The 23268-nt window shown below is 63.3% G+C and carries 18 protein-coding genes; 3 read left to right on the top strand and 15 right to left on the bottom strand.

Going from position 1 to position 23268, the window contains the following annotated elements; translation table 11 throughout:
• Positions 1 to 4: 4 nt before the first annotated feature.
• From ACRWQA_RS06115 to ACRWQA_RS06090, 6 genes are all read right to left on the bottom strand, one after another.
• On the bottom strand, positions 5 to 1060 hold the full coding sequence (locus tag ACRWQA_RS06115) for an oligopeptide/dipeptide ABC transporter ATP-binding protein (RefSeq protein ID WP_434232577.1): 1056 nt from the start codon (positions 1058 to 1060) through the stop codon (positions 5 to 7).
• Positions 1050 to 2138 carry an ABC transporter ATP-binding protein gene (locus ACRWQA_RS06110; RefSeq protein WP_434232580.1) on the bottom strand — a complete coding sequence of 363 codons (1089 nt, stop codon included), beginning with the start codon at positions 2136 to 2138 and terminating at the stop codon, positions 1050 to 1052. Before ACRWQA_RS06110 ends, ACRWQA_RS06115 begins: the two co-directional genes overlap by 11 nt.
• 73 nt (positions 2139 to 2211) lie before the next feature.
• Positions 2212 to 2934, bottom strand: a complete 723-nt coding sequence (locus ACRWQA_RS06105; RefSeq protein WP_446326260.1) for a GntR family transcriptional regulator — start codon at positions 2932 to 2934, stop codon at positions 2212 to 2214.
• Positions 2935 to 2965: 31 nt separating this feature from the next.
• Entirely contained in the window at positions 2966 to 3832 is an 867-nt protein-coding gene (locus tag ACRWQA_RS06100) for an ABC transporter permease (RefSeq protein ID WP_263580696.1), read from the bottom strand.
• A 43-nt stretch (positions 3833 to 3875) separates the two neighbouring features.
• Positions 3876 to 4823: an ABC transporter permease gene (locus ACRWQA_RS06095; RefSeq protein ID WP_263580697.1), complete on the bottom strand. Its 948-nt coding sequence runs from the start codon at positions 4821 to 4823 to the stop codon at positions 3876 to 3878.
• A gap of 278 nt (positions 4824 to 5101) precedes the next feature.
• Positions 5102 to 6640, bottom strand: coding sequence for an ABC transporter substrate-binding protein (locus ACRWQA_RS06090; protein ID WP_263580698.1), 1539 nt, complete (start codon positions 6638 to 6640; stop codon positions 5102 to 5104).
• A 481-nt stretch (positions 6641 to 7121) separates the two neighbouring features.
• Between ACRWQA_RS06090 and ACRWQA_RS06085 the strand changes: the two genes are divergently transcribed.
• The 3 genes from ACRWQA_RS06085 (at position 7122) to ACRWQA_RS06075 (ending at position 11886) form a co-directional block, all read left to right on the top strand.
• On the top strand, positions 7122 to 9683 hold the full coding sequence (locus ACRWQA_RS06085; protein WP_446326259.1) for a heavy metal translocating P-type ATPase: 2562 nt from the start codon (positions 7122 to 7124) through the stop codon (positions 9681 to 9683).
• Positions 9684 to 9747: 64 nt separating this feature from the next.
• On the top strand, positions 9748 to 10842 hold the full coding sequence (locus ACRWQA_RS06080; RefSeq protein WP_434232698.1) for a 2Fe-2S iron-sulfur cluster-binding protein: 1095 nt from the start codon (positions 9748 to 9750) through the stop codon (positions 10840 to 10842).
• A gap of 372 nt (positions 10843 to 11214) precedes the next feature.
• Complete coding sequence (locus ACRWQA_RS06075; RefSeq protein WP_263580701.1) at positions 11215 to 11886, top strand: haloacid dehalogenase type II; 672 nt, start codon at positions 11215 to 11217, stop codon at positions 11884 to 11886.
• A 353-nt stretch (positions 11887 to 12239) separates the two neighbouring features.
• Here the strand turns inward: ACRWQA_RS06075 and ACRWQA_RS06070 are convergent, their stop codons facing one another.
• The 9 genes from ACRWQA_RS06070 to ACRWQA_RS06030 all read right to left on the bottom strand — a co-directional run bounded on the left by ACRWQA_RS06070 (position 12240) and on the right by ACRWQA_RS06030 (position 23062).
• A complete protein-coding gene (locus ACRWQA_RS06070; RefSeq protein ID WP_411794685.1) occupies positions 12240 to 13166 on the bottom strand; it encodes a 2-hydroxyacid dehydrogenase in 927 nt (308 codons plus the stop codon).
• Between the two features lie 9 nt (positions 13167 to 13175).
• Complete coding sequence (locus tag ACRWQA_RS06065) at positions 13176 to 14933, bottom strand: dihydroxy-acid dehydratase (RefSeq protein WP_434231922.1); 1758 nt, start codon at positions 14931 to 14933, stop codon at positions 13176 to 13178.
• A gap of 216 nt (positions 14934 to 15149) precedes the next feature.
• Positions 15150 to 16142 (bottom strand): ornithine cyclodeaminase family protein, encoded by a 993-nt coding sequence (locus ACRWQA_RS06060; protein ID WP_434231925.1) that lies wholly within the window; start codon positions 16140 to 16142, stop codon positions 15150 to 15152.
• A 20-nt stretch (positions 16143 to 16162) separates the two neighbouring features.
• Positions 16163 to 17152, bottom strand: a complete 990-nt coding sequence (locus ACRWQA_RS06055; protein WP_411794688.1) for a threonine ammonia-lyase — start codon at positions 17150 to 17152, stop codon at positions 16163 to 16165.
• Positions 17153 to 17179: 27 nt separating this feature from the next.
• Positions 17180 to 17590 carry a helix-turn-helix domain-containing protein gene (locus ACRWQA_RS06050; RefSeq protein WP_263580706.1) on the bottom strand — a complete coding sequence of 137 codons (411 nt, stop codon included), beginning with the start codon at positions 17588 to 17590 and terminating at the stop codon, positions 17180 to 17182.
• 64 nt (positions 17591 to 17654) lie between these two features.
• Positions 17655 to 19478, bottom strand: coding sequence for an ABC transporter ATP-binding protein (locus tag ACRWQA_RS06045; RefSeq protein ID WP_263580707.1), 1824 nt, complete (start codon positions 19476 to 19478; stop codon positions 17655 to 17657).
• A 1-nt stretch (position 19479) separates the two neighbouring features.
• A complete protein-coding gene (locus ACRWQA_RS06040) occupies positions 19480 to 20340 on the bottom strand; it encodes an ABC transporter permease (RefSeq protein WP_263580708.1) in 861 nt (286 codons plus the stop codon).
• Between the two features lie 62 nt (positions 20341 to 20402).
• On the bottom strand, positions 20403 to 21356 hold the full coding sequence (locus ACRWQA_RS06035) for an ABC transporter permease (protein ID WP_263580709.1): 954 nt from the start codon (positions 21354 to 21356) through the stop codon (positions 20403 to 20405).
• Between the two features lie 80 nt (positions 21357 to 21436).
• The gene (locus ACRWQA_RS06030; RefSeq protein ID WP_434231929.1) at positions 21437 to 23062 is read right to left on the bottom strand and encodes an ABC transporter substrate-binding protein; all 1626 of its coding nucleotides are present in this window, start codon (positions 23060 to 23062) and stop codon (positions 21437 to 21439) included.
• Between the last annotated feature and the right edge of the window lie 206 nt (positions 23063 to 23268).

Below are 23268 nucleotides of genomic sequence, written 5' to 3'. Positions count from 1 at the left end.
CTCGCTAGCCGGAACTCGCTGCCGCCATGTCCAGCCGACCGGCAGGGTCACCCTCCCCTGGCGCAGCGGCATGATAGGGGCAGCGAACCTGGTGCCCCTCGCTGGTGGCGATCAATTCGGGAAGGGAACGGCTGCACGCCGGCCTGGCAATGGGGCAGCGGGGATGGAAACTGCAACCCGGCGGCGGTGCAATTGGGCTTGGCGGTTCACCGCGTGCCATGGCACACCCTTCGAGTCCTTTCTCCTCGAGCATCGAGGCGTTGATCAGCGAGCGGGTGTAGGGATGCAGCGGGTTCGCGAAGAGCTCCTCGCTCTCGGCCACCTCGACGATGCGGCCCAGGTACATCACCGCCACTCGATCGCAGAGGTAATGCACCACGCGCAGGTCATGGGAGATGACCACCAGGGTGAGATCATAGCGCTTCCTGAGCGATGCCAGGAGATTCAGGATCTGGGAGCGCATCGAGGAATCCAGCGCCGAGGTGGGCTCGTCGCACACCAGCACCTTCGGCTCGAGTAGCAGGGCACGCGCGATCACCACCCGCTGCAGCTGCCCCCCGGAGCACTGGCTGGGGAAGCGGTTGATGAAGCTCGAATCCAGGCCGACATCGTCCAGGGCCCGAATGATCCGCTGCAGCCGCTCGGGCCGGGTCCCGATGCGGTTCTGGGAAAGCGGCGCATACAGGCTGCGGCCTATCGTCATGCGAGGATCCAGCGCACTGAACGGATCCTGGAACACCAGTTGCACGGTGCGGCGCAGACGCCTGCGCTCGCTGCCCCTGGCCGACGAGACGTCGATACCGTCGATATCGATATGGCCCGAGGTCAGCGACGACATGCCGAGAATCAGCCGCGCCAAGGTACTCTTGCCGCAGCCCGATTCGCCTACCAGGCCCAGGGATTCGCCCGGGGTCACGGAAAGCGTGATGCCATCCACGGAACGTACCTGCCGCCGCTGGCGGAAAAGACCGCCGCGCAGCGGATAGTATTTCATGGCCTCGGTGACGTTCAGAATCGGGCCACCCGCCACGTGAGGAATGGTGCGTGTTTCAACAGCCATCGCGATGGCCCTCCAGTTCGGTCTGACAGATCCTGATGGCCTGCGCCTGGACGTCGTTCGGCGCCCCGACCCAGCAGCGTGCGCAGCAGCCGGGGCCACCGTGCTCGACCATCGGGGGGGCAACCCGCGAGCAGACTTCCGGGTGCCCCCACTTTTCGGCGACCTGACAGCGCGAACGGAACCGGCACCCCGGGATCTCCGACAGCAGTTCCGGGGGCGTGCCCGGAATGGCGTACAGCTCCCCCGACTCATCCGCCTGCAGGAGTGAACAATGGATCAGCGATTGAGTGTAGGGGTGCTTGGGGCTGTGAAGGATCTCGTCGGTGGTGCCCTGCTCCACGATCTCGCCTGAGTACATCACGGCCACCCGGTCCGCGATCGCCGAGACCACCGAAAGGTCATGGGTGATCAGCAGGATGGAGAGGTTGCGTTCACGCCGTTTGCGATCCAGCAGCTGCAGAATCTGTGCCTGTACGGTAACGTCCAGCGCCGTGGTCGGCTCGTCGGCGATGAGCAGGTCGGGATCGGCGCTCAGTGCCGCGGCGATCATCACCCGCTGCGCCATCCCCCCGGACATCTGGTGCGGATAGCACTTCATCCGCTCTTCGGGCTCCGGGATCCCGACGTCGCGAAACAGCTGGACGACCCGCTCGTGCTCCTCTTCGGCGGTCAGATGCTGGTGGACGTGCAGCGCCTCGCCGGCCTGGGCGCCCACCGTGCAGGTCGGATCAAGCATCACGTGTGGCTGCTGAAACAACATCGCGATCCTGGAGCCACGGATCTTGTTGAAATTCTCCTCGGACAGGGAAAGCACCTCTTCCCCGCCGACGCGTACCGACCCTCCGAGTATCGAGATGCCAGAAGGCATCAGGCGCATCAGGCTGCGCGCCGTCATGCTCTTGCCGGAGCCCGATTCGCCGACCAGGGCCAGAATCTCACCGCGCCGAATGGTCAGGTTCAGGTCGTTGATGATGGCACCGACACCAGGAACACCGACGGTGAGATGCTCGACCTCGAGAACCGGGGCGCATACCTCCGGTCGCAACTGATGCTGCACGGTCGTTTGGTTGGCAAGCATTTTTCATCCCCTCTGTTGTGATTATGTGGGTGATTGTGTCTAGCCACGCCTATTCGATATCCGGCATGGCGCCTCAGCCTTTTTCCATACCCGAGGCCGCCAATTTTCCGTTTTCCTGCCTCGCTCTTTCCCAGGCATTGCAGATGGTTTCGACCGGTTCCTGGAGATGGTCGGCCATGGCTTTTTCGAGCTTTTCGGTGTCACCGCTCGCTACCAGCTCTGCCAGGTACTCGTGCTCTTCGATCAGCCGACCGCGGCCGCTGTATACCCCGAGCAATTGATTGAGGCAGAGCCCCATTTCCGCCATCAGCGTGGCAAACAGGCGGGACAGCCGCCGACTGCCGGCGGCGTTCACCAGCTCGGAGTGAAAGCGAATATCCAGGGAGGCGACCTCGGTCCACTCCTCCTCCTCGACGGCCTTTTTCATGGACTCCACGATGGCCCGGAGTCGAACGGAAAGCTCTTCTCCACGACCGGACTGAACAATGCGCCGCAATGCCGCGCGCTCTACCGCATCCCGGGTAAAATAGATGTCCTCGAGATCGTCCTCCGTGAGCTCCAGCACGAAAACGCCACGGTGCGGCTCGCTGACCAGCAGCCCCTCCTGCAGGAGGCGTTGGATGGCCTCCCTGACCGGCCCGCGACTGACGCCACAGCTCTCGGCGACCAGTTTTTCGTTCAACTGCATGCCCGGCGGATAGGCACCAGACAGGATGGCATCGCGAATCTGTTCGGTGACCATGCTCGACATGGTCGAGCGAACGACGGGTTTCGGTCCCGCATGCAGCTGCATCATGACGACTCTCCTTATCTCGATCGAAACTCATTCATTTACTTTCGTGACGCCACTTCATCTTCGCATCCAGATGCGCCTCCAGGCCCTGCCCGACCAGCGTGACGCTCAACGCGGTGATGAAGATGGCCAGGCCGGGAATCAGTACCAGGGCGGGGGCACGATCCAGATAGGGCAGTGCCTCGGCCAGCATCGCGGCCCAATCCGTATCGGGCGGCTGCACGCCAAGCCCCAGGAAGGAGAGGCTTCCCACCGTGATCAGCTTGTGGCCGAAGCGCAGGAACGCGATCGTGGCCAGCGGCCTCAGGACATTGGGAATCACGTGATACACGATGATGAAGGTACGCGAGCAGCCGAGTATTTCCGCCGCCCGGATATAATCCTTGGCGTTGATCTCCAGCGCCAGCCCACGTGTCATCCGCGCAAAGGGCGTCCAGCCGGTAATGGTGAGCGCGAGGATCAACGTGCCATAGCCCGGCCCCAGGATGGCGACCAGGAGCAGTGCCACCAGCACATCGGGAAACGAGATCATCAGATCCACGAGGCGCATCAGGAACTCGTCGACGACACCCCCTGCCCGGGCACTGATCACGCCCAGCAGGGTGCCGACTACGGCCGAGATCACCAGGGTGATGGTGGTAATCGAGACCGAGAACTGACCGCCGTAGAGCAGGCGACTGAAGACATCCCGGCCCAGATGATCCTGCCCCAGCCAGTGTTCCGCACTGGGGCCTGCAAAGCGCTGCGCAAGCGTCATCGCCGAAGGGTCGTGTTGCGCTATCCATGGCGTGAGCAGCAAGAGCACTATCACGGTGGCGAATACGCTGCCGGCCACCAACAGCGTGCGGTTGTGTCGGGAGAGATGGACTAGCCAGGACTTCGCCAGGTGCAAGTTGCCCATTCTCGATCTCATGCCCTGCACGCTATCCGGCGATAGGGGGGTATCAAGCTGTGGCATTGTCGATCCTCACTACCGGGTTGAGAACGGTGTAGGCCAGATCCGTAACCGTGTTGATCACGACGGCAAGGGTCACGATGGCGACCAGGCCCGCCTGCAGCACCGGAATGTCGCCATTGACGATCGCCGAGTAGACCAGCCGGCCCATGCCGGGTACCGCGAAGATGACCTCGATGACCACCGCCCCGCCCAGCAGGCCCGCCATCCACACCGAGAACAGCGTGATCACGGGTAGCAGGGCGTTGCGCAGGCCATGGGCGATCAGCGTGCGCCGGACGCTCAGGCCGCGGCTGTGTGCCGCCACGATATGGGGGGAGTTGAGCACGTCGATCATCGAGGCCCGCATGACCTGGGTGAAATAGCCCATGGGACGCAGCGACAGCGCCAGGGCCGGCAGGATCACCGACTCCGGCCCCCGCCAGCCCGCCGACGGCAGCCAGCCCAGATAGAGCGCAAAGACCAGGATGCTCATGGGGGCGAGCCAGTATTCCGGCACGGCGACGAACGCCTGGCTAAGCGACTTGGTCGCCATGTCGAAGGAACCGCCCCGCCGCAAGGCAGCAATGCTGCCGGCGGGAACGGCCACGGCGAAGGCGAAGCCCAGCGACGCCAGCGTCAGCACGACGGATACCTTGAGCGCCGACCAGACCTGCTCGACGACAGGTTCACGGCTCATGTACGAGTTGCCGAAATCGCCGGTCACCGCACTGCGCAGCCAGTCCAGATATTGCACGATCAACGGCCGGTGCATTCCCAACTCGAGGCGTAGCGCCTCGATGGTGGCCGCATCCAGGTCGAGGCGACCGAAACGCGCCCGAGCCAGCGCCCGCACCGGATCCGTCTCCCCGATATAGGGGATGAGAAAGACCAGAAACGTGACGACCAGCAGCGCCAACACCAGCACCGCGACGCGGCGTAGGATGAATATAGGCATTTTGTCAGCCCTCCCAGGGTTTGCGCGGATCCCGCTCCGACGCGGTCGGAACCAAGCGCCGTGATGCCATGCGTCGCATCGACACCCTCCTCACCGGCGGCCAGTCAGCCACGACGTGTCGCGGGGCTCTGCCGGTCGAGGGTCGTGGAAGGCAGTCTTTGGGGGCAGAAGTCTCGGGCTGTTCATCAGAGGGGTCTCCGTTGTTGTTGTCATCTTCGTTCGGGAAGCGCTGACGCAATGCAGGACTCGCGACATCAGCGCTTCCTCACGGCGAGCCGCTAGAGCGAGTTCACTCCCAGGTCCTTGTGGAAGGCGGTGCGCTCATAGACATGCACCTGGTAGTTTTCCACCGTGTTGGAGACCGCCTCGCTGATGGTCTCGTGGATCAGGAACACATTCACCGCTTCCTCCTGCAGGCGCGCGGCGATGTCCCGATAGATGGCATTGCGCTCCTCGGGCTCCACCAAGGCGCTCGCTCTTTCCAACTGCGCATCCACCTGCGGATCGCAGAAGCCGGACAGGTTGTAGCTGCCATTACAGCCATAATCCTCGGCCAGGGTGCCGATCGGATCCGCCACATCGGTGAGGTAGCCGCGCGAGAGCAGGACCATGTCGAAATCCCCTGCGAGCAGCTGTGGTTCGATAGCGCCATATTCCGAGACTCGAATATTCACTTTCATCCCCAACTGCTGGAGCTGGAACTGAATGACCGCGGCCAGATCGGCCAGCACCGGGCGCTCCACATAAGCCAGGAGTTCGAGTTGCAGTTCGCTCGCCGGTATTCCCGACTCCGCCAGCAGTTGACGGGCTAGCTCCAGGTCCTGGGGAATGACCGCAGCATTTTCCGGTGCCCAGGGCGTATTCGGGGAGAACTGCCCCACTGCCGGGTTCACCGAACCTTCGTAGACCGCCTCGGCGATACCGGCCACGTCGATGGCGCTCTGGATCGCCTGGCGAACCTTGATGTTATCCAGCGGTGCACGACGGTTGTTGAGGTAGAGCGAAGTGGTTCTCGGCGCCTCGACGGTATGTACCTTCAGCTTCTGCGAGCGCTCCATCTGTGCCAGTGCCGCCGCGGGTATCTGGCGAGCGATATGAATCTCGCCGGTTTCCACCATCATGGAACGCACTTGCCCGTCGGGGATGTAGCGCACCTCCCCTTCGGCCAGCATCACCTCGCCTCCCCAATAGTTCTCGTTGCGCTTGAGCTCCAGGCCCTGGCGGGGAATCTCACGCACGATCTCGAAGGGCCCCGTGCAATGCCCCACTGGGTTGATGCGGTCACTGGCAAACGCTGCGGGCGACAGGATACCGGTATTGGGACTGGCCAGGCGGTTGGGCACGAAGACATCCGGTGCCTTGGTGACGATGCGCACGACATGCTCGCCGGCCGGTTCGACGGACTCGATCACGCTCGGCGAAAAACCCGGGGGCGGGGTCGCCACGTTCAACAGCCGGTTGAGCTGATCGCTGACGACTTGCGACGTCAAGGCGGAACCGTCATGAAAGGTCACCCCCTCGCGCAACTGGAACTCCCACTCCGTCGGCGATATCTGCTCCCAGGACTCGGCCAGCGCCGGATTTATCGAGGCGTCGTAATCCATGCGCGCTAGCCCCTCCAGACAGCCAGCCCGAGACAGCACATAGGCATCGATGGTCTCCACCGCCCACCCCGACGCCGGGGTGAACAGCTCACCGAAGACGACTTTTCCACCGGAGGCTGCCGAGGCCGAAGCGGCCATCGGGCCGATCATGACAGCGACAGCCACCCCTCGGAGCAGGGCGGGTACCGCCTTGAGGCAGTGTTGAGTATTCATGGGTCTCACCCTCTTGCTTGTTATTGTGCAGAACGACATGTAGCGAAGGATTTCGCTGGGGCATCCTGCCTCGCTTGTTGTTGTTGGTGATCTCGTCGGTCGTTGTGCGATCACGGCACCTGTCATTGGCCAGGTTGACGCTGGCCACGAGCCCTCCGCCAGCTGGCCGGCATGTCCCGCTCTGGTGGGCCGCGATGGCGTTATTTGGGAACTTAGACCTTCCCATACTGGGAAGGTCAAGGGGCGAATGACCCCTCTCGCTGCCGTCACGCTTGGGCATTTCGCCACGCGCCATCAGGCAATTCGTGCGCCGCTTCGCCAAGCCTTGCACCGTTGAAAAAAAGATAGGGCGACGAAAAAAATTTTGTCAACAGTCTTTTGTAGACAATATGCAAGGCGCTCAGAAAGATCCTTGACCTTCCCATGATGAGAAGGTTTAGGCTTGCCAATATCCCCTGCGGCACACCAGAGGAGGTGGACCATGCCAACCGACAACATGCCGTCAACAAAGAAGAACGCCCGCGACGAAGCCGATGCGTACTCCCTGGCCATCGAAGGCATGAGCTGCGCCTCCTGCGTCGGCCGGGTCGAGAAGGCGATCCGCGGCGTGCCAGGGGTGGTCGACGCCTCCGTCAACCTGGCCACGCAGCGCGCCCAGGTGGCATTCGCTTCCGACCGGACAGACCTCGCCGGTGTCGTACAGGCGGTGGGCAGCGCCGGCTACCCCGCCGTTAGCGATACCATCGAATTGACAGTCAAGGGCATGACCTGCGCCTCCTGCGTCGGCCGCGTGGAGCGCAAACTCGCCGACGTGCCCGGGGTACTCGAGGCCAGCGTCAACCTGGCCACGGCGACGGCTACCGTGAAAGTGGTGGCCGAGGCCGTGACCGCGCCGCGCCTGATCGAGGCCGTGAAGGCGGCAGGCTACGACGCCGAGGCCGCCAGCGACGCACCGGATCGCAGTGACCGCGAACGCGAGGCCCGTGAACGGGAGATCGCCGAGCTGAAGCGTGCGGTAACCATCGCCACTGTGTTCACGCTGCCACTCTTCGTGCTGGAGATGGGCTCGCACTTCATACCGGGGCTTCATCACTGGCTGCACATGAGCCTGGGCCAGCAGAACCTGTTCTACCTGTTCTTCGTGCTGGCCTCGATCGTACAGTTCGGGCCCGGCCTGCGCTTCTACCAGAAGGGCTGGCCCGCCCTGATGCGCGGCGGCCCGGACATGAACTCGCTGGTGATGCTGGGTACTACCGCGGCCTGGGGCTATTCGGTGGTGGCCACCTTCCTGCCCCAAGTGCTGCCGGCCGGCACCGTGAACGTCTACTTCGAGGCCTCGGCGGTGATCATCACGCTGATCCTCGTCGGCCGCTATTTCGAGGCCATCGCCAAGGGCCGCACCAGCGAGGCCATCAAGGCGCTGATGAAGCTCCAGGCCAAGACTGCCCGCGTGGTTCGCGACGGTGAGGAGATGGAGATCGGCATCGACGCGGTGCGCCAGGGCGACATCGTGCTGGTACGCCCCGGCGAAAAGATCCCGGTGGATGGCCAGGTGATCGACGGCAGCTCCTTCGTCGACGAGTCGATGATCACCGGCGAACCCGTACCGGTGCGCAAGGAAGCCGGCGCGGACGTGGTCGGCGGTACCCTCAACAAGGTAGGCAGCTTCACCTTCCGCGCCACCAAGGTCGGCGCTGACACCCTGCTGGCCCAGATCGTACGCATGGTCGAGCAGGCCCAGGGCTCGAAGCTGCCTATCCAGGCCATGGTGGACAAGGTCACCAACTACTTCGTACCGGCGGTGATCGTCGCAGCCCTGGCCACCATCGGCGTCTGGCTGATCTTCGGCCCCGCCCCGGCGCTGACCTTCGCCTTGGTCAACGGCGTGGCAGTGCTGATCATTGCCTGCCCGTGTGCCATGGGTCTGGCCACCCCCACATCGATCATGGTGGGTACCGGCAAGGCGGCGAAGATGGGCGTGCTGTTCCGCAAGGGCGAAGCCTTGCAGTCGCTGCGTGACGCCAAGGTAATAGCGCTGGACAAGACCGGCACCCTGACCAAGGGCCGACCCGAACTCACCGACCTGGTCGTGGCCGATGGCTTCGACGAGGCCGATACCCTGCGCCTGGTGGCTTCCGTCGAGCGACAGTCGGAGCACCCCATCGCCGAGGCGATCGTCAACGCGGCCCAGACCCGCGGACTGGAGCCTGGCGCCATCCAGGACTTCGAGGCAATTCCCGGTTTCGGGGTCGCGGCCCAGGTCGATGGGCACCGGGTGGACGTCGGTGCCGACCGCTACATGCGCAAACTGGGCCTGGACGTGGAAGCCTTTACCCAGACCGCACACCGGCTCGCCGACGAGGGCAAGTCACCGCTGTATGCCGCCATCGACGGCCGCCTGGCCGTGATCATCGCCGTCGCCGACCCCATCAAGGAGTCCACGCCGGCCGCCATCCGCGCGCTGCACGCCGAAGGCCTGCAGGTCGCGATGATCACCGGCGACAACCGGCGCACCGCCGATGCCATCGCCCGCCGCCTCGGCATCGACAAGGTGGTGGCCGAGGTGCTGCCCGACGGCAAGGTGGATGCGGTGAAGCAGCTGCAGGGCGAAGGCGGTCTGGTGGCCTTCGTCGGCGACGGCATCAACGATGCCCCGGCGCTGGCCCAGGCCGACGTGGGGATCGCCATCGGCACCGGCACCGACATCGCCATCGAATCCGCCGAGGTGGTGCTGATGTCCGGCGACCTGCGCAACGTTCCCAATGCCATTGCACTGTCCCGGGCCACCATCCGCAACATCAAGCAGAACCTGTTCTGGGCCTTCGCCTACAACACCGTGCTGATCCCGGTGGCCGCCGGTGCGCTGTTTCCCGCCTTCGGGATTCTGCTCTCGCCGATCTTCGCCGCCGTGGCCATGGCCGCCTCGAGCATCTGCGTGCTCACCAACGCGCTGCGCCTCAAGGGCTTCCGGCCGCCGATCGCGATCGCCGCGGATGAAACCGCGGCCCCGGGCCACCAGGTCCCGCAGGCCGAGGCCGCCTGAATGCCTGCCTGACCACGTGCCTCCCAAGCGGGAGGTACACCCACGACGTTTGGAGAACAAGAAGATGAGTCACGACGTTACGATCACCACCGCCGGCAAGCGCGTCACCGTGGAGAATGGCGACACCCTTCTCGATGCCGCCATGGCGGCGGGCATCGACTACCCCCACAGCTGCCGCGCCGGCCGTTGCGGCGCCTGCAAGTCACGCCTGGTGGAAGGCGAGGTCGAGCTGCTCCCCCACACTCGCTTCTCGCTGAGCGACGAGGAGCGCGACGCCGGCCTGATACTCGCCTGCCGCGCCCTGCCCCGCCGCGACTGCACCGTCGCCTGGCTGCTCGATGACGAAGCGCGAGCCGCCCATCCGGTGCGCAAGGTGTACGGGACCGTGGTGGCGCTCGACGACCTCACCCACGACATAAAGCGAGTCCGCCTGCACTTGGAAAACGGCGAGCGCCTTGCCTTTTCCGCCGGCCAGTACGCCCAGGTAACCTTCCCCGGCTGCCCGACCCGCGAGTACTCCATGGCCAATCGCCCGGACGAGCCCATCCTCGAGTTTCACGTGCGGCATGTACCCGGGGGGACTACCAGTACTCATGTGGCCAGCAGGTTGTCAGTAGATGATCGGGTGCAGGTGGAAGGGCCGTTCGGCAGCTCCTACCTGCGCGAGAAACATGCCGGCCCCATTGTCGCGGTAGCCGGCGGTTCCGGCCTGGCGCCGGTGAAGTCGATCATCGAGACCGCGCTTGCCGCCGGAATGCGTCAGCCCATACGTCTCTATATCGGCGTCCGCGACGAGCGTGACGTCTATCTGGAGTCCCATCTCCAGCAGCTGGCCGCGCGCCACGCCAACCTGCAGATCCATATCGTGCTGTCCGAGCCCACCCGCCCCACCGAGCGCAGCACCGGCCTGGTCACCGAGACCATGGTGGCGAACGAGAGCGAGTTGAGCGGCTGCCGCGCCTACCTGGCCGGCCCGCCGCCCATGGTGGAAGCGGCTGCCGAACTGCTTGCGGCCCGCGGTGTGTCGGCAGACCGCATCCATGCCGATGCCTTCTATACCTCAGCCGACCGCGAGAGCGCCTCGGGCTCACCGGCAGTACAGGCCATCCAGGATGACGCTGACACTCCCCGCTCCTGCTGCCAGTCGAACGCCTCCTAGCCCCAACTGCTCCCTCTGTCGCACGAGACCGGCTTGCCGTGCAGGCAGGCCGGTCCGTCATCGCTACGCAGGCCATTATTCGGCCGATGGCATTTCATGCGCCTCGCGCCCTGGCCACCAGCGCTGGCCTGGACCCGCAAGCCCTCGCGAGACAATCACGAAAGGACGCTTATATCTGCCGTGCGCGCCTATAAAAGCGACGTTTCTTGCGGTTTGCCCCCCACGCATCGAAACCATCTGTTTGCAACCCCATGATGTAATGGGTTTACGGCGCAAAGTGAACGACCCCATTCGTGAGGCATGCCTCGGGATACCGCTGACGACGCCGAAGGGCTTTTTTTCACCATCGCAAAAAAACAGGAAACCCAACTCATGAGCACATTCAAGCCGAAGTACATCACCTTCGATTGCTATGGCACGATGACGAACTTCCAGATGGGCCCGTCGGCGCGCCGGATCTTCGCGGATCGCATCAGCCCGGAGCAGATGGAAGCCTTCGTCGAAGATTTCCGTGTCTATCGCCTCGACGAAGTCCTGGGCGACTGGAAACCGTTCAAGGAAGTCGTTCACAACTCGGTCGAGCGCACTTGCCGCAAGTGGAAGCTCGAGTTCCGCGAGGAGGAAGCGCTGGAAATCTACCACTCCGTGCCGACCTGGGGCCCGCACCCGGACGTGCCGGAAGGCCTGCTCAAGGTCGCCCACGAAATTCCGCTGGTGATCCTCTCCAACGCCGACAACGACCAGATCTACCAGAACGTCGAAAAACTCGGCGCCCCGTTCGCCCATGTCTTCACCGCCGAGCAGGCCCGCGCCTACAAGCCGCGCCTCCAGGCCTTCGAATACATGTTCGACCAGCTCGGCTGCTCACCGGAAGAGTGCATGCACGTCTCCAGCAGCTTCCGCTACGACCATATGTCCGCCTCCGACCTGGGCTACGGCGCTCGCGTGTTGGTCGATCGCAACCATGAGCCGAACCTGGCGCCGAATTACGTGACTCACGTGATCAAGGACATGGGCGGCCTGGCTTCCGTGGTCGGGCTCTAAGCGCAAAAGCCTCCTCTCGTCACGACCGCACTCTTCGCCGCCGAGCAAAGAGTGCGGTCGTCGATTGACGCTCTCCCCTCCTCCGCTTGACACCACACCCTCCTTTCGCCTTGTCGAGTTCCATTTCCTGGAATTGCAACAACTGCCGCAGCGCCCTAGCTACCCCCCTCGAGTTACGTTCACATGGTTTAGCAGATCACCGCTTGGGCAGTTCGCCGGCTTTGCTCTGCTGAGCTAGATAGCAAACCCGACGTCGGCTGTGACCGTGCGGCACGCCGGCAACGCATCGGGAACGGAAAAAACCAGGGATGCTACCCTGGTTGCAATGATCTCCGCAGGTTGCGGCAGGGGATTCAGTAGCCGCGGGACCGATCGATGACGTTCATGAGCGCCTCGCCGCCTTGATGCCGGCGAAGGTTCTCGAGCAGGATGGGCGCAGCCGATTCGGGCTGGGTCATGCTCGCCACGTGGGGCGTCAGGAACACCCGCGGATGCACCCAGAAGGGGTGTTCGGGTGGCAGGGGCTCGGGATCGGTCACGTCGAGGATGGCACGCGACAGCTGACCCGAATCCAACGCCTCGAGGAGATCGGCATCCACCAGGTGCGGACCGCGGCCGACGTTGATCAACGAGGCCCCGGCGGGCAGCGCCGAGAAGAGTTCGCGGTTCAGGATCCCCTGGGTGGCCGAGGTGAGCGGCAACAGGCAAATCAGGACATCGCAACCCTCGAGGAACGGCTGCAATTGCTCGGGGCCGGCGAAACTCTCCACGCCATCCAGGTGACGCAGCGAACGATTCCAGCCGCGCAGCCGGAAGCCGTAGGTCGCCAGCCGCTCCAGAACGGCGCAGCCGAGGGAGCCCATGCCCATGACTCCGATCGTACGGGACGACGCAGGCGGCACCTCGATGGGGTGCCAGGTACGCGATTGCTTCGCCTCGACATAGTCAAAGAAGTCGCGATGGAGATTCAGGACGGAAAGGGACACGTATTCCACCATGCCATCGATGATGCCAGGCTCGACCATCCTGACGATGGGAATGTGCTCGGGCACGGCGGAAAAGTCGACATGATCGACCCCGGCTCCCGAGGAAAAGAACACCTTGAGCCGGGGCAACTGGGCAATGAACTCGGCCGGCGCCTGCCAGGCGATCAGGTATTCGACTTCGTCGAGGTTGCCAGCGTCAGGCCAGACACGGAAATCGAGGTCGGGGGCATGTTCGGCGAAGTAGCTCGCCCAAGCTGCCGCACGCGGCGGATCTGATCGATAGAGAATACACATATTAATGTCCTACCAGCCTCCTACCCAGCCGTCGAAGAGGCCTTCGGGGAGAGTCTCTTCGTTGGCGCCGCGGAGAAAGTCGAAGTCGCAGCCGCGATGCGCCTGCTCGATGTGTTGATTGTAGAGATTGCGATAGCCGCGCACGTGCCGGGACAGCGGCGGCTGCCACGCCTGGCGCCGACGCTCGAGCTCTTCCGGTTCGACGCAGAGCTCCAGCCGGCGCTCCGCCACGTCCAGCTCGATGATGTCGCCATCCTGCACCAGGGCGAGCGGACCACCGATGGCCGCCTCGGGGGAAACGTGCAGCACCGCAGCGCCGTAGGCGGTACCGCTCATTCGCGCGTCCGAGATGCGGAGCATATCGCGGACGCCGCGCTCCATCAGGTGGCGCGGCAGGGGCAGCATGCCCCACTCAGGCATCGCCGCGCCCACGGGACCGGCGTTGCGCAGGATGAGCACGCTGCTCTCGTCGATGCCGAGCTCGGGATCGTCAATCCGGTCGGCGATCGTCTGGACGTCCTCGAAAACCACTGCAGGGCCGCGATGACTGAACAGTTTTGGGTCTGCGGCGCAGGTCTTCATCACCGCCCCGTCCGGCGCCAGGTTGCCCTTCACCACGACCAGTGTCTCGCCCGGTTTCACCGGCTTGTCCAGCGGGCGAATGACATCCTCATCGATGACCTCGGCGGTCTCGATGACCTCGCCGATCGTGCGCCCATCGACCGTCCGTGCGTCCAGGTGCAACAGCGGCTTGAGTGTCTTGAGCAGGGCCGGCACGCCGCCCGCGGTCATCAGCCGTTCGGTCAGATGTTCGCCGGCGGGCTGAACGTTAGCGATCAGCGGCACGCGGCGAGCGATCTCGTCGAAGCGCTCCAGGGTCAACGGCACACCGACGCGGCCGGCGAGCGCCAGCAGGTGGATGATGACGTTGGTCGAACCGCCCACCGCACACAGGAGGGTGATGGCGTTGTCGAAGGCCCGTGCGTCGAGTATCTCATTCGGACGCGGACTTCCCTCGGCAGCCATGCGGACACTGCGACGGCCCACCTCGCGGGCGAACTGATTACGACGTCGGTCGACCGCCGGCACCAGGCTACTGCCGGGAAGGGACACGCCCAACGCCTCGCAGATGGTCGCCATGGAGGAAGCCGTCCCCATCTCGGCACAGTGGCCAACCGTTCCCATGACGCTGCGCTCGAACGCCGCGAAGTCGCCTTGGGAAACCTCGCCGGCACGCAGCTCGTCGACCAGGCGCCAGACGCCGGTGGCATTCGCCAGATTTCCGCCAGTCGACGAACGGGGCGTTGCCGGGCCGCTGGCCAGGAAGATACAGGGAACCCCGGCGCTCGCGGCCCCCATCAGCAGTGCCGGTTGCGTCTTGTCGCAGCCCCCAAGCAGCACCACCGCGTCGAACGGGTAGGCGCGGATGGACTCCTCGGCCTCCATCGCCAGCAGGTTTCGAAACGGAAACGAGGTCGGCTTGATGATGTTCTCGCTGATCGACATCAGCGGCGCCTCGAGCGGGATGCCGCCCGCCTCGAGAATCCCGGTCTTCACCTCCTCCGCCAGGTCACGCAGGTTGAGGTTACAGGGATTGATATCGGACCAGGTGTTCAGGATGCCCACGACGGGGCGCTCCATCAGGTCCTCGCGGCTCCATCCGGCGGCCGCCAGGGTCGAGCGGTGCACGAAGCCCGGCAGATCATCCTTGCGGAACCAGCGCGCGCTACGCAACGGCCGGTTGAGTTTGGTCTTGTGATCGCTCATTGGTTCACCTTGCAGTCGCTATGCTCGGAAGCAAGTGTAATCTGGCAACGCAAAGATCATCTGCCGTTTATACCGAGTATTCGGCATGATGGCATGGAGCTGGTCATTCAATTGGCACGTTCCATCGATCACCTCTAACCGAGGTCGACCCGGTGATAACGAGAGATAAAATTGCTGACGGAACTACCTGAATAGGCTTGAATCCAACACGGCCTACTATTTGAAAAATGCGTAGGGAGTGCCCAGCCCCTTGTCGAGAGCCGCCTCGTACAGCATGGCAACCGTCACGGTGTCCTGAATGGCCATGCCGACCGAATCGAAGATCGTTATCTCTTCCTGATTTTCACGGCCGGCCTTTCTTCCCAGCAGGATCTCACCGATTTCAGCATGAATGTCTTCCGGCTTGATGATGCCTTCTTTAACGGCATGCTGCGTATCACCGTACTTGATACACAGATCGACAGAGTCGTTGACCACCTTGGCCTCTTTGAATATATCGGCGCCAAGCTCCTGCTTGCCCGGCATATCGGAGCCAATGGCAACGATATGCGTGCCAGGCTTCAACCACTCCTTCTCGACGATAGGTCCCCGGTGGGCTCGCGTGGTCGTGACGACGACGTCAGCCGCACGAACCGCTTCCTCCGCGGTTTCGCATTTTCGGATGTCAAGGCCCGTTTCCTCAGACATTTCCCGAACGTACTCATCGAGCGCTTGCGGGGAAGCGTTCCATACGAGAACCTCGGAGAAATCCCTCACCCGGATGATGGCACTGAGCTGTCTACGCGCCTGATTTCCCGCCCCTATGATACAAAGCGTCCTGGCATCCTCGCGTGCCAGGTATTTTACCGATATGGCACCCGCGGCGGCGGTACGGCAGCCGGTGATCCAGGTTCCATCCATGACGCACCTGAGAGCGCCGGTGCTTGCCTCGAAGAGCATCACGGTGTTCATGCCCGTCGGCAGGCCCAACTCTGGATTTCCTTTGTATCCACCGGCGGAAGACTTGATGGTGATATATCCCCCAGCAAGATCAAGGCCGCCCTTGAAATCGATGCACGCATGTGAACCAGGGAGCTCTATGCTCATGAAGTCCGGCTGAACGACTTTTCCGCTATTGAAAGATTTATAGCCATTTTCAACGGCTTCTAGCACTGCATCCAGATCGATGAGCGACCCCACCTCATCCTTGTTCAACAACAGAGTCTTCATGCTCGCTCCTTTATTACTTGTTAAAAAATACCTGCCACGCGCTCCCCTTTGAGGAGCCTGCCGATCATGTCGATGCCCCAGTTCCCGGAGGTAAGGACCACACAGACCTTTTCATCCGGGCGAGTCGTCACGGCACCTGACTGCAAGGCGGCGATTCCTACACAGGCTGAAGGCTCTGCCACGAGCTTGGCATCGTTTGCCACCATTCTTACCGCCTCTTCGATGGCTTCTTCCGAGACGGTAACGATGTCATCCACATACTTTTCGATGATGGGATAGGTGTTGTTGCCGGGCCAGTCGCATGCCAGGCCGTCGGCTAGGGTCTGCTTCACTGTCGCCCTGGTTCGCTCGCCGTTTTGGCGGCTCAAGTAGTAGGGGCAGCAGGCTTCGGCCTGGACGCCAATCACCCTTATCTCGGGATTGGTCTCTTTGATGGCGGTGGAAATACCCGAGATGAGCCCGCCGCCACCGATGGGAACGAGCACGGTTTCCACATCGGCCAGATCCTCCATGATCTCCAGCGCAATCGTGCCTTGGCCGGCCATGACGTCGAAGTCTTCATAGTTGTGCACTATGGTGTAGCCATGCTCCTCGACCTCGGCATGCACCTTTTTCCAGCGCTCTGTATAGGCACGGTCCCACAGGATCACATCCGCCCCCATCGACCGGGCATTGTCGACCTTCAGCTTGGGCGTGTCTTCTGGAACGATGACGGTCGCATGTATGCCGAGCACTTTCCCTGCATACGCACATGCCTGACCATGGTTACCCGATGAGCTGGTGATGATGCCCTTGTCCCGTTCGGCCTGCGTCAAGGACAGGATCTTGCTCAACGCCCCCCTGATCTTGAAGGCACCGGTTACCTGAAGCATTTCGGGCTTGACATAGACCTGACAGCCCAAAGCCCTGTCCATCTTGCTTTCCCGAAGCAGTGGTGTACGGCACACATAAGGCCGGATACGCACCGCCGCTTGCTTTACGTCCTCGAGCGTTACCTTCGTCTTTTCCATAACCGCCCCCTTGATCTGCCGCAGGGTTCACTGACCTGCGGACTGTGTACAGCGCGTTCTGTACTGACGCGGCGTCATCCCGCAGAGGCGCTTGAAATGCCTCGCCAGGTGGCTCTGGTCGAAAAAGCCGGTCTCGCTGGCAATGTCCGTCGGCCGCAACCCCTGCTCCATCATCGTTTGTGCCTGCCGGACCCGCACCTGACAGACGTAGCGATAGGGGGAAATGCCGAATCGCTTGCGGAAGCGCTTGGCCAGACTGAAACGTGTCATGCCGACGAGCTCGGCCAGATCGTCGAGATTGATCGGCTCGTAGAAGTGCTCATCGATGTACTGCTTGGCCGTTGCCATCGCCACGGCCGTTTCGTCGTCGTTCCGCTCCCCGTCAGGGGCAGGTTCGCCATGTTGCCGCACCAGAGGAATGCCGCGCTTCTCGTTCATGCTCCACACTCCCTATGCCGGCACCACCGCAAGCGCGGTGCGACCGGCATGACAGAATGCAACGTCAGTTGCTGGCCGCCATGGCGGGCACAGGCTCATCGAGCTGCCGCAGTTCGCTATCGCTGTGGTGACAAAGGATCTCGTTGCCCTTGTCGAGACGCACACGCGGCGGCCGGACCTTGTTGCACTTGCCGTCGATCCTGACCGGACAGCGCGACAGGAACGGACAGAGCGGCGTCGACGAGGCCGGCATGACGATCTGCGGCAGCGCACCGCGGCCAGCTCGCGTCTCCTCGAGCCAACCCTGGTGCATCTCCGGCACCGAGTCGATCAGCAGGTGGGTATACGGATGGTACGGCGGCGCCTGGAAGGTCGAGCGATCGCCCTGCTCCACCTTGGCGCCGGCATACATCACCACCACCTCGTCGCAGATCGAGCGTACTGTGCTGATGTCGTGGCTGATGAACAGATAGGAAACGTTCAGCTCCCTTCGCAGTTCCGCCATCAGCTCGAGGATCGCGGCTCCCACTACCGTGTCCAGGGCCGAGGTGACCTCGTCGCAGAGGATCAGGTCCGGCTCGGCCGCCAGCGCTCGCGCCAGGTTGATACGCTGCTTCTGGCCGCCGGAAAGCTCGCTTGGGCGACGCGTCGCCAGGCTCGCCGGCAGTTGTACGAGCTCCAGCAGCTCGGCCACCCGGCGACGGCGCTGCGCGCTGCGCATGCCGTGGTAGAAACGCAGGGGCCGCTCCAAGATCTCCTCGATGGTGTGCTGCGGATTCAGCGCCGTGTCGGCATTCTGAAACACGTACTGGACGCGCCGAAATTGCTCTCGGGTTCGTCCGGCGAGCGTGCCGCTGAGCAACTGCCCATCCAGCAGGACCTGCCCGGCCGAGGGTGCCACCAGGCCGGCAATGGCCCTCGCAACGGTGGTCTTGCCCGACCCGGATTCACCGATGATTCCGACCGTTGCTCCGCGGCGGACCTGGAGATCGATATCCTGCACTACCCGCTTGCTGCCATAGCAGATCTCGAGACCCCGTACGTCGAGCAGCAGGTCCTCTTTCGCCTGCTCTGCTCTCCGACCAGGGGCGCCCTGGCTCACGGTAGGTTTCATCGCCGCCAACAGACTGCGGGTGTAGGGGTGTGCCGGCTCCTCCAGGATCTGCTCGGTGCGGCTGTTCTCCTGGATTTCACCATTGCGCAGCACGACAATGCGGTCGGCCATCTGCGCCACCACCGCCAGGTCGTGCGAAACGTATACCGCCGTCGTATCGAGGTCGCGCACGACCTTCTTGAACGCCCGCAGTACCTCGATCTGCGTGGTGACATCGAGCGCGGTGGTCGGCTCATCGAGGATTACCAGGGCCGGTTCGGTGATCAGCGCCATGGCCGCCATCAGCCGCTGCAGCTGCCCGCCCGACACCTGATGGGGATAGCGCGCACCGATGTTCTCGGGGTCCGGCAGTGCCAGCGCCCGAAACAACTCGACCGCCTTGGCCTGCGCTGCCCGTCGCGACATCACGCCATGGATCAGCGCACTCTCGATCACCTGCTGCATGATGGTCTTGGAAGGGTTGAACGCCGCCGCCGCACTCTGAGCGATATAGGCCACAGTGCGTCCACGCAGCTTCGCCAGTTCGGAATCCGGCTGTTCGAGTACCTCGACATCACCGATGCGCACCGATCCCCCGACGATACGACAGCCGGCACGGGCATAGCCCATCAGCGCCAGCGCGATGGTGGTCTTGCCGGAGCCGGACTCACCGATCAACGCCAGCACCTCGCCCTTGTTCAGGCTCAAATCGGCACCGTGCACGATCGGAACATCGACGCCAGCCTCGTTGCGCGCCGCTACGCGCAAGCCGCTTACCTTGACGATTTCGCTCATCTCAGTTCTCCATCTCGCGCTTGGCCCGACCGCCAAAGCTGTCGATGATCAGGTTGACCCCGACGGTGAGGGTGGCAATGGCAACCGCCGGCGCCAATACCGCCGGAGCGCCTTCCCCAAGGCCCTGGATGTTTTCCCGCACCAGAGAGCCCCAGTCTGCATCAGGAGGCTGCACGCCCAGACCGAGAAAGCTCATCGCGCTCAGCAGCAGCACGACGTAGACGAAACGCAGGCCGAAGTCGGTCAGCACCGGACGGAGCATGTTCGGCAACACTTCGATGAACATGATGTAGGGCATGGCCTCTCCCCTTGCTCGCGCGACCTGGACGAAGTCCATCGTCATGACGTTGACTGCGACTGCACGCGCGATGCGGTACGAACCGGGCATGTAGGCAAAGGCGGCCATGACCAGCAGCAGGGGCACGGAAGAACCGAAGGAGGCCACCATGATCAGGGCGAAGATCTTGTTGGGAATCGCGATCAAGGCGTCCTGGGTACGACTGATGGCGGCATCCACCCAGCCGCCGGAGGCCGCCGCCACCAGGCCCAACACCACGCCGAACAGGCATGCGAGCACCGTGGCCGCCAGTGCCACGCCGATGGTGTAGGGCGCACCGTTCAACAGGCGACTGAGGATATCCCGGCCCAGGAAGTCCGTGCCGAGCGGGTATTCCATGCTGATTGGGCCGAATACATCAAAGCTGACCAGAGCGTTGGCCCCATAGGGCGCCAACCAGGGGCCGACCAATGCCATCAGCAGCCAGAAGCCGACCACGAACAAGCCCAGGGCACCGCTGATCGGCCGTTTGGCACGGCGTCGCACGACCTGCGGTGGCTTTTCGTCGAATGTCACATCGTCCATGGCGCCGGCCTGCGCACCCGGTGCGCTCAATTTCGCTGAATCTGGCGGAATCGTGTTCGGGTTCATGTGCGCAGCCTCGGGTTGGATACGATGGCGATGATGTCGGCAACCAGTACCAACATCAGGAAGCCCACGGAGAACAGCATCACGCACGCTTGAACCAGCGGCATGTCGCGGGTGACCACGGCGTTCACCATCAGCGTCGCAATGCCCGGATAGTTGAAGATCGTCTCGACGATGACCACGCCGCCAAGCAGGTACGACAGGCTCAGCGCCACGGCGTTGGCGATCGGTCCGATCGCATTCGGCAGCGCATGGCGGAGCACCACCCGCATCGGCCGTGCGCCCTTGAGTATTGCCATTTCGACGTAGGGAGAGCTGAGCTGGTCGATGACGGCCGCCCGCGTCATGCGCGCCATCTGCGCGACCAGCACGCAGCACAGGGTCAGCACCGGCATGGCATAGACACTGAGCAGCTCCAGGAAGGAGTCGACCTCCACCGAGCGCGACAGCGCCGAGAGCCACCCCAGCTTGACCGCGAAGATCAGTACCGCGATGGTGGCAATCAAAAACTCAGGCACCGACACTAGGAACACCGCCAGCATGTTGGTATAGCGGTCGAAGATAGATCCGCGATACATCGCCGACACGATGCCAATGGTCAGCGCCAGCGGTACGGCAATCAGGGCAGTGGCCGCTGCCAGTTTCAGGGAGTTGGGAAGCCGGCTCGCAATGAGGTCATCGACCGCCATGCCGTTGACCAGCGAAACCCCGGGGTTGCCCGTCACCAGGCCACCCAGCCAGCTCAGGTAACGCAGGTACACGGGTTGGTCCAGGCCCAACTTGGCGCGCAGTGCCGCCACCACTTCCGGCGTAGCCTCCTGGCCAAGCTGTTCCTGGACGGCGTCGCCCGGAAGCAGGCTGGTGAGAACGAATACCACCAGCGAGACGATAAGCAGCGTGAGCACGCCGATGCCCAGCCGGCCAATCACGAGCCGTGGAATGGTGCTGTTCATGATTCACCCTTTTGTTATGGCGCCACCCCTGGGCTGCACGGGTGGCGCCTTGATGATGGAGTTGTCGTTGCCGTGAGTCCTCAGGTTTCCAGCCAGACGTGCTCGGCGAACATGTAGCCCATCAGGCCACCCATCGGGTGAGGACTGAGCCCTCTCAGCTTGGCGTTGTGGCCATCGATGCTGCTGTTGAACTGAGGAATGCCGATGCCGCACTGCTCGTGCACCAGCACCTGCATGTCGGCATACATCTGCTTGCGCTTGGCATCGTCGGTCTCGCCGCGTGCCGCCACCAGTAACTGGTCGAACTGTTCGTTCTGCCAGCCCGACTCGTTCCAGGCGGCGTCGGACTTGTAGAACAGGCTGAACATCAGGTCGGCGGTCGGGCGCGCACCGATATTGGCGAAGTGCAGCGGGTGCTTCATCCAGTGGTTGGACCAGTAGCCGTCCGACGGCACCCGACGAATCTCGAGCCGGAGCCCGACCTGCTGCGCCGTCAGCTGCAGCAGCTGGGCCATGTCCACCGAACCGGTGGCGGCTTCGGAGGCCACCAGGGGAATCGAATTCCCGCCCACGCCGGAACGCTCCAGGTGGTATTTCGCCCGCTCGGGATCGAACTCGCGCTGCGGCAGCTCGTTGAAGTAGTAGCGGTGGTTGGGCGCGATCGGCTGGTCGTTGGCGATGGTGCCGAAGCCACGGAAGGCGACACGATGGAGCTGCTCGCGATCGAGCAGGTACTTCATCGCCAGCACGAAGTCCGGGTTCTGAACCGGCCCTAGGGCGTCACGCATCACCAGGTTGGTGAAGCCGCCGGTCGGCGACTCCATCACCACGGCGTTGGCACTGTCCAGGATGCGCGGAATCGAGCGCGCATTGACCGGGTTGATGAGATCGACATCACCGGCGAGCAGGGCATTGATGCGCGCGGCCTCGTCCGGGATCGCGAAGAACTCGATCTCGTCGAGATACGGCTGGCCCGGCTTCCAGTAGCTGTCGTTACGCACGGCGACCGAACGCACGCCCGGCTGGAACTCCGCGCATTCGAAGGGTCCGGTGCCGTTGGCGAGGCTGAAGTCGGTGGTGGCGTCGCGCACGATGAGGAAGTGGGAGGTGGCGAGGACCGCCGGCAGGTCGGCGTTGGGACTCACCAGCCGGATATGCACTTCGTGCGGCCCGGCGGCCCTGACCTCTTCGATCTGCTGGGCGACGCTGAGGGCCTTGGAGGCGGTCTCAGGATCCTTGTGGCGATTCAGCGAGTAGACCACGTCGGCCGCGGTGAATGGCTGGCCGTCATGGAAGACGACGTCATCGCGCAGCTTGACGACCCAGGACTGGGCGTCGTCGGTGTCGAACGACTCCGCCAGCGACATCTGCGGCACCAGCGTGTCGTCCAGCGTCGTCAAGCCGTTGTAGAACATGAAGTGCCGGCAATAGTCGGTGTAGTTCCCGCCCTTGGCCGGATCCAGCGTATCGGCGGTCGAACTGGTCGCGCTCGCCACCTTGATGCGTCCGCCGCGCTGGGGGGTCTGGGCGAAGGCGGACGACGCGCCGGTCATCAAGCCACCCGCGGTGGCGGCCAGCACGGTACCGGCGGCCATGCCGCGCAGCACATCGCGCCGCGAGATGCCGTGGCCGACCCCCTGGCCGGCTGTGCGCGCCAGCTCAGCCATGATCCTCCGGTCGTGATTGGGGAAGTTCCTGTTTTTCATGTTCTACCTCCGTCTATCCGCTTATCATTGCTTGTCTGTTGTTATCTCGGCGCACCGTTCTTCAGGGGCCCACCTCAGGCATCCGGGGTCTCCATCGAAAGTGAACAAGCCGTTGAAACAATTACAGCACCAACGGGCAACGCTTTTGGTTCGTTTTATTCCCTCCCGCACATACAATCGTTGGCATTGCCCATGCCCTACGGCAG

It is taken from the genome of Billgrantia sp. C5P2, assembly GCF_051062895.2.
Note: the sequence above shows the minus strand (reverse complement) of the source record. Positions and strands in the feature narration are given on the sequence as shown.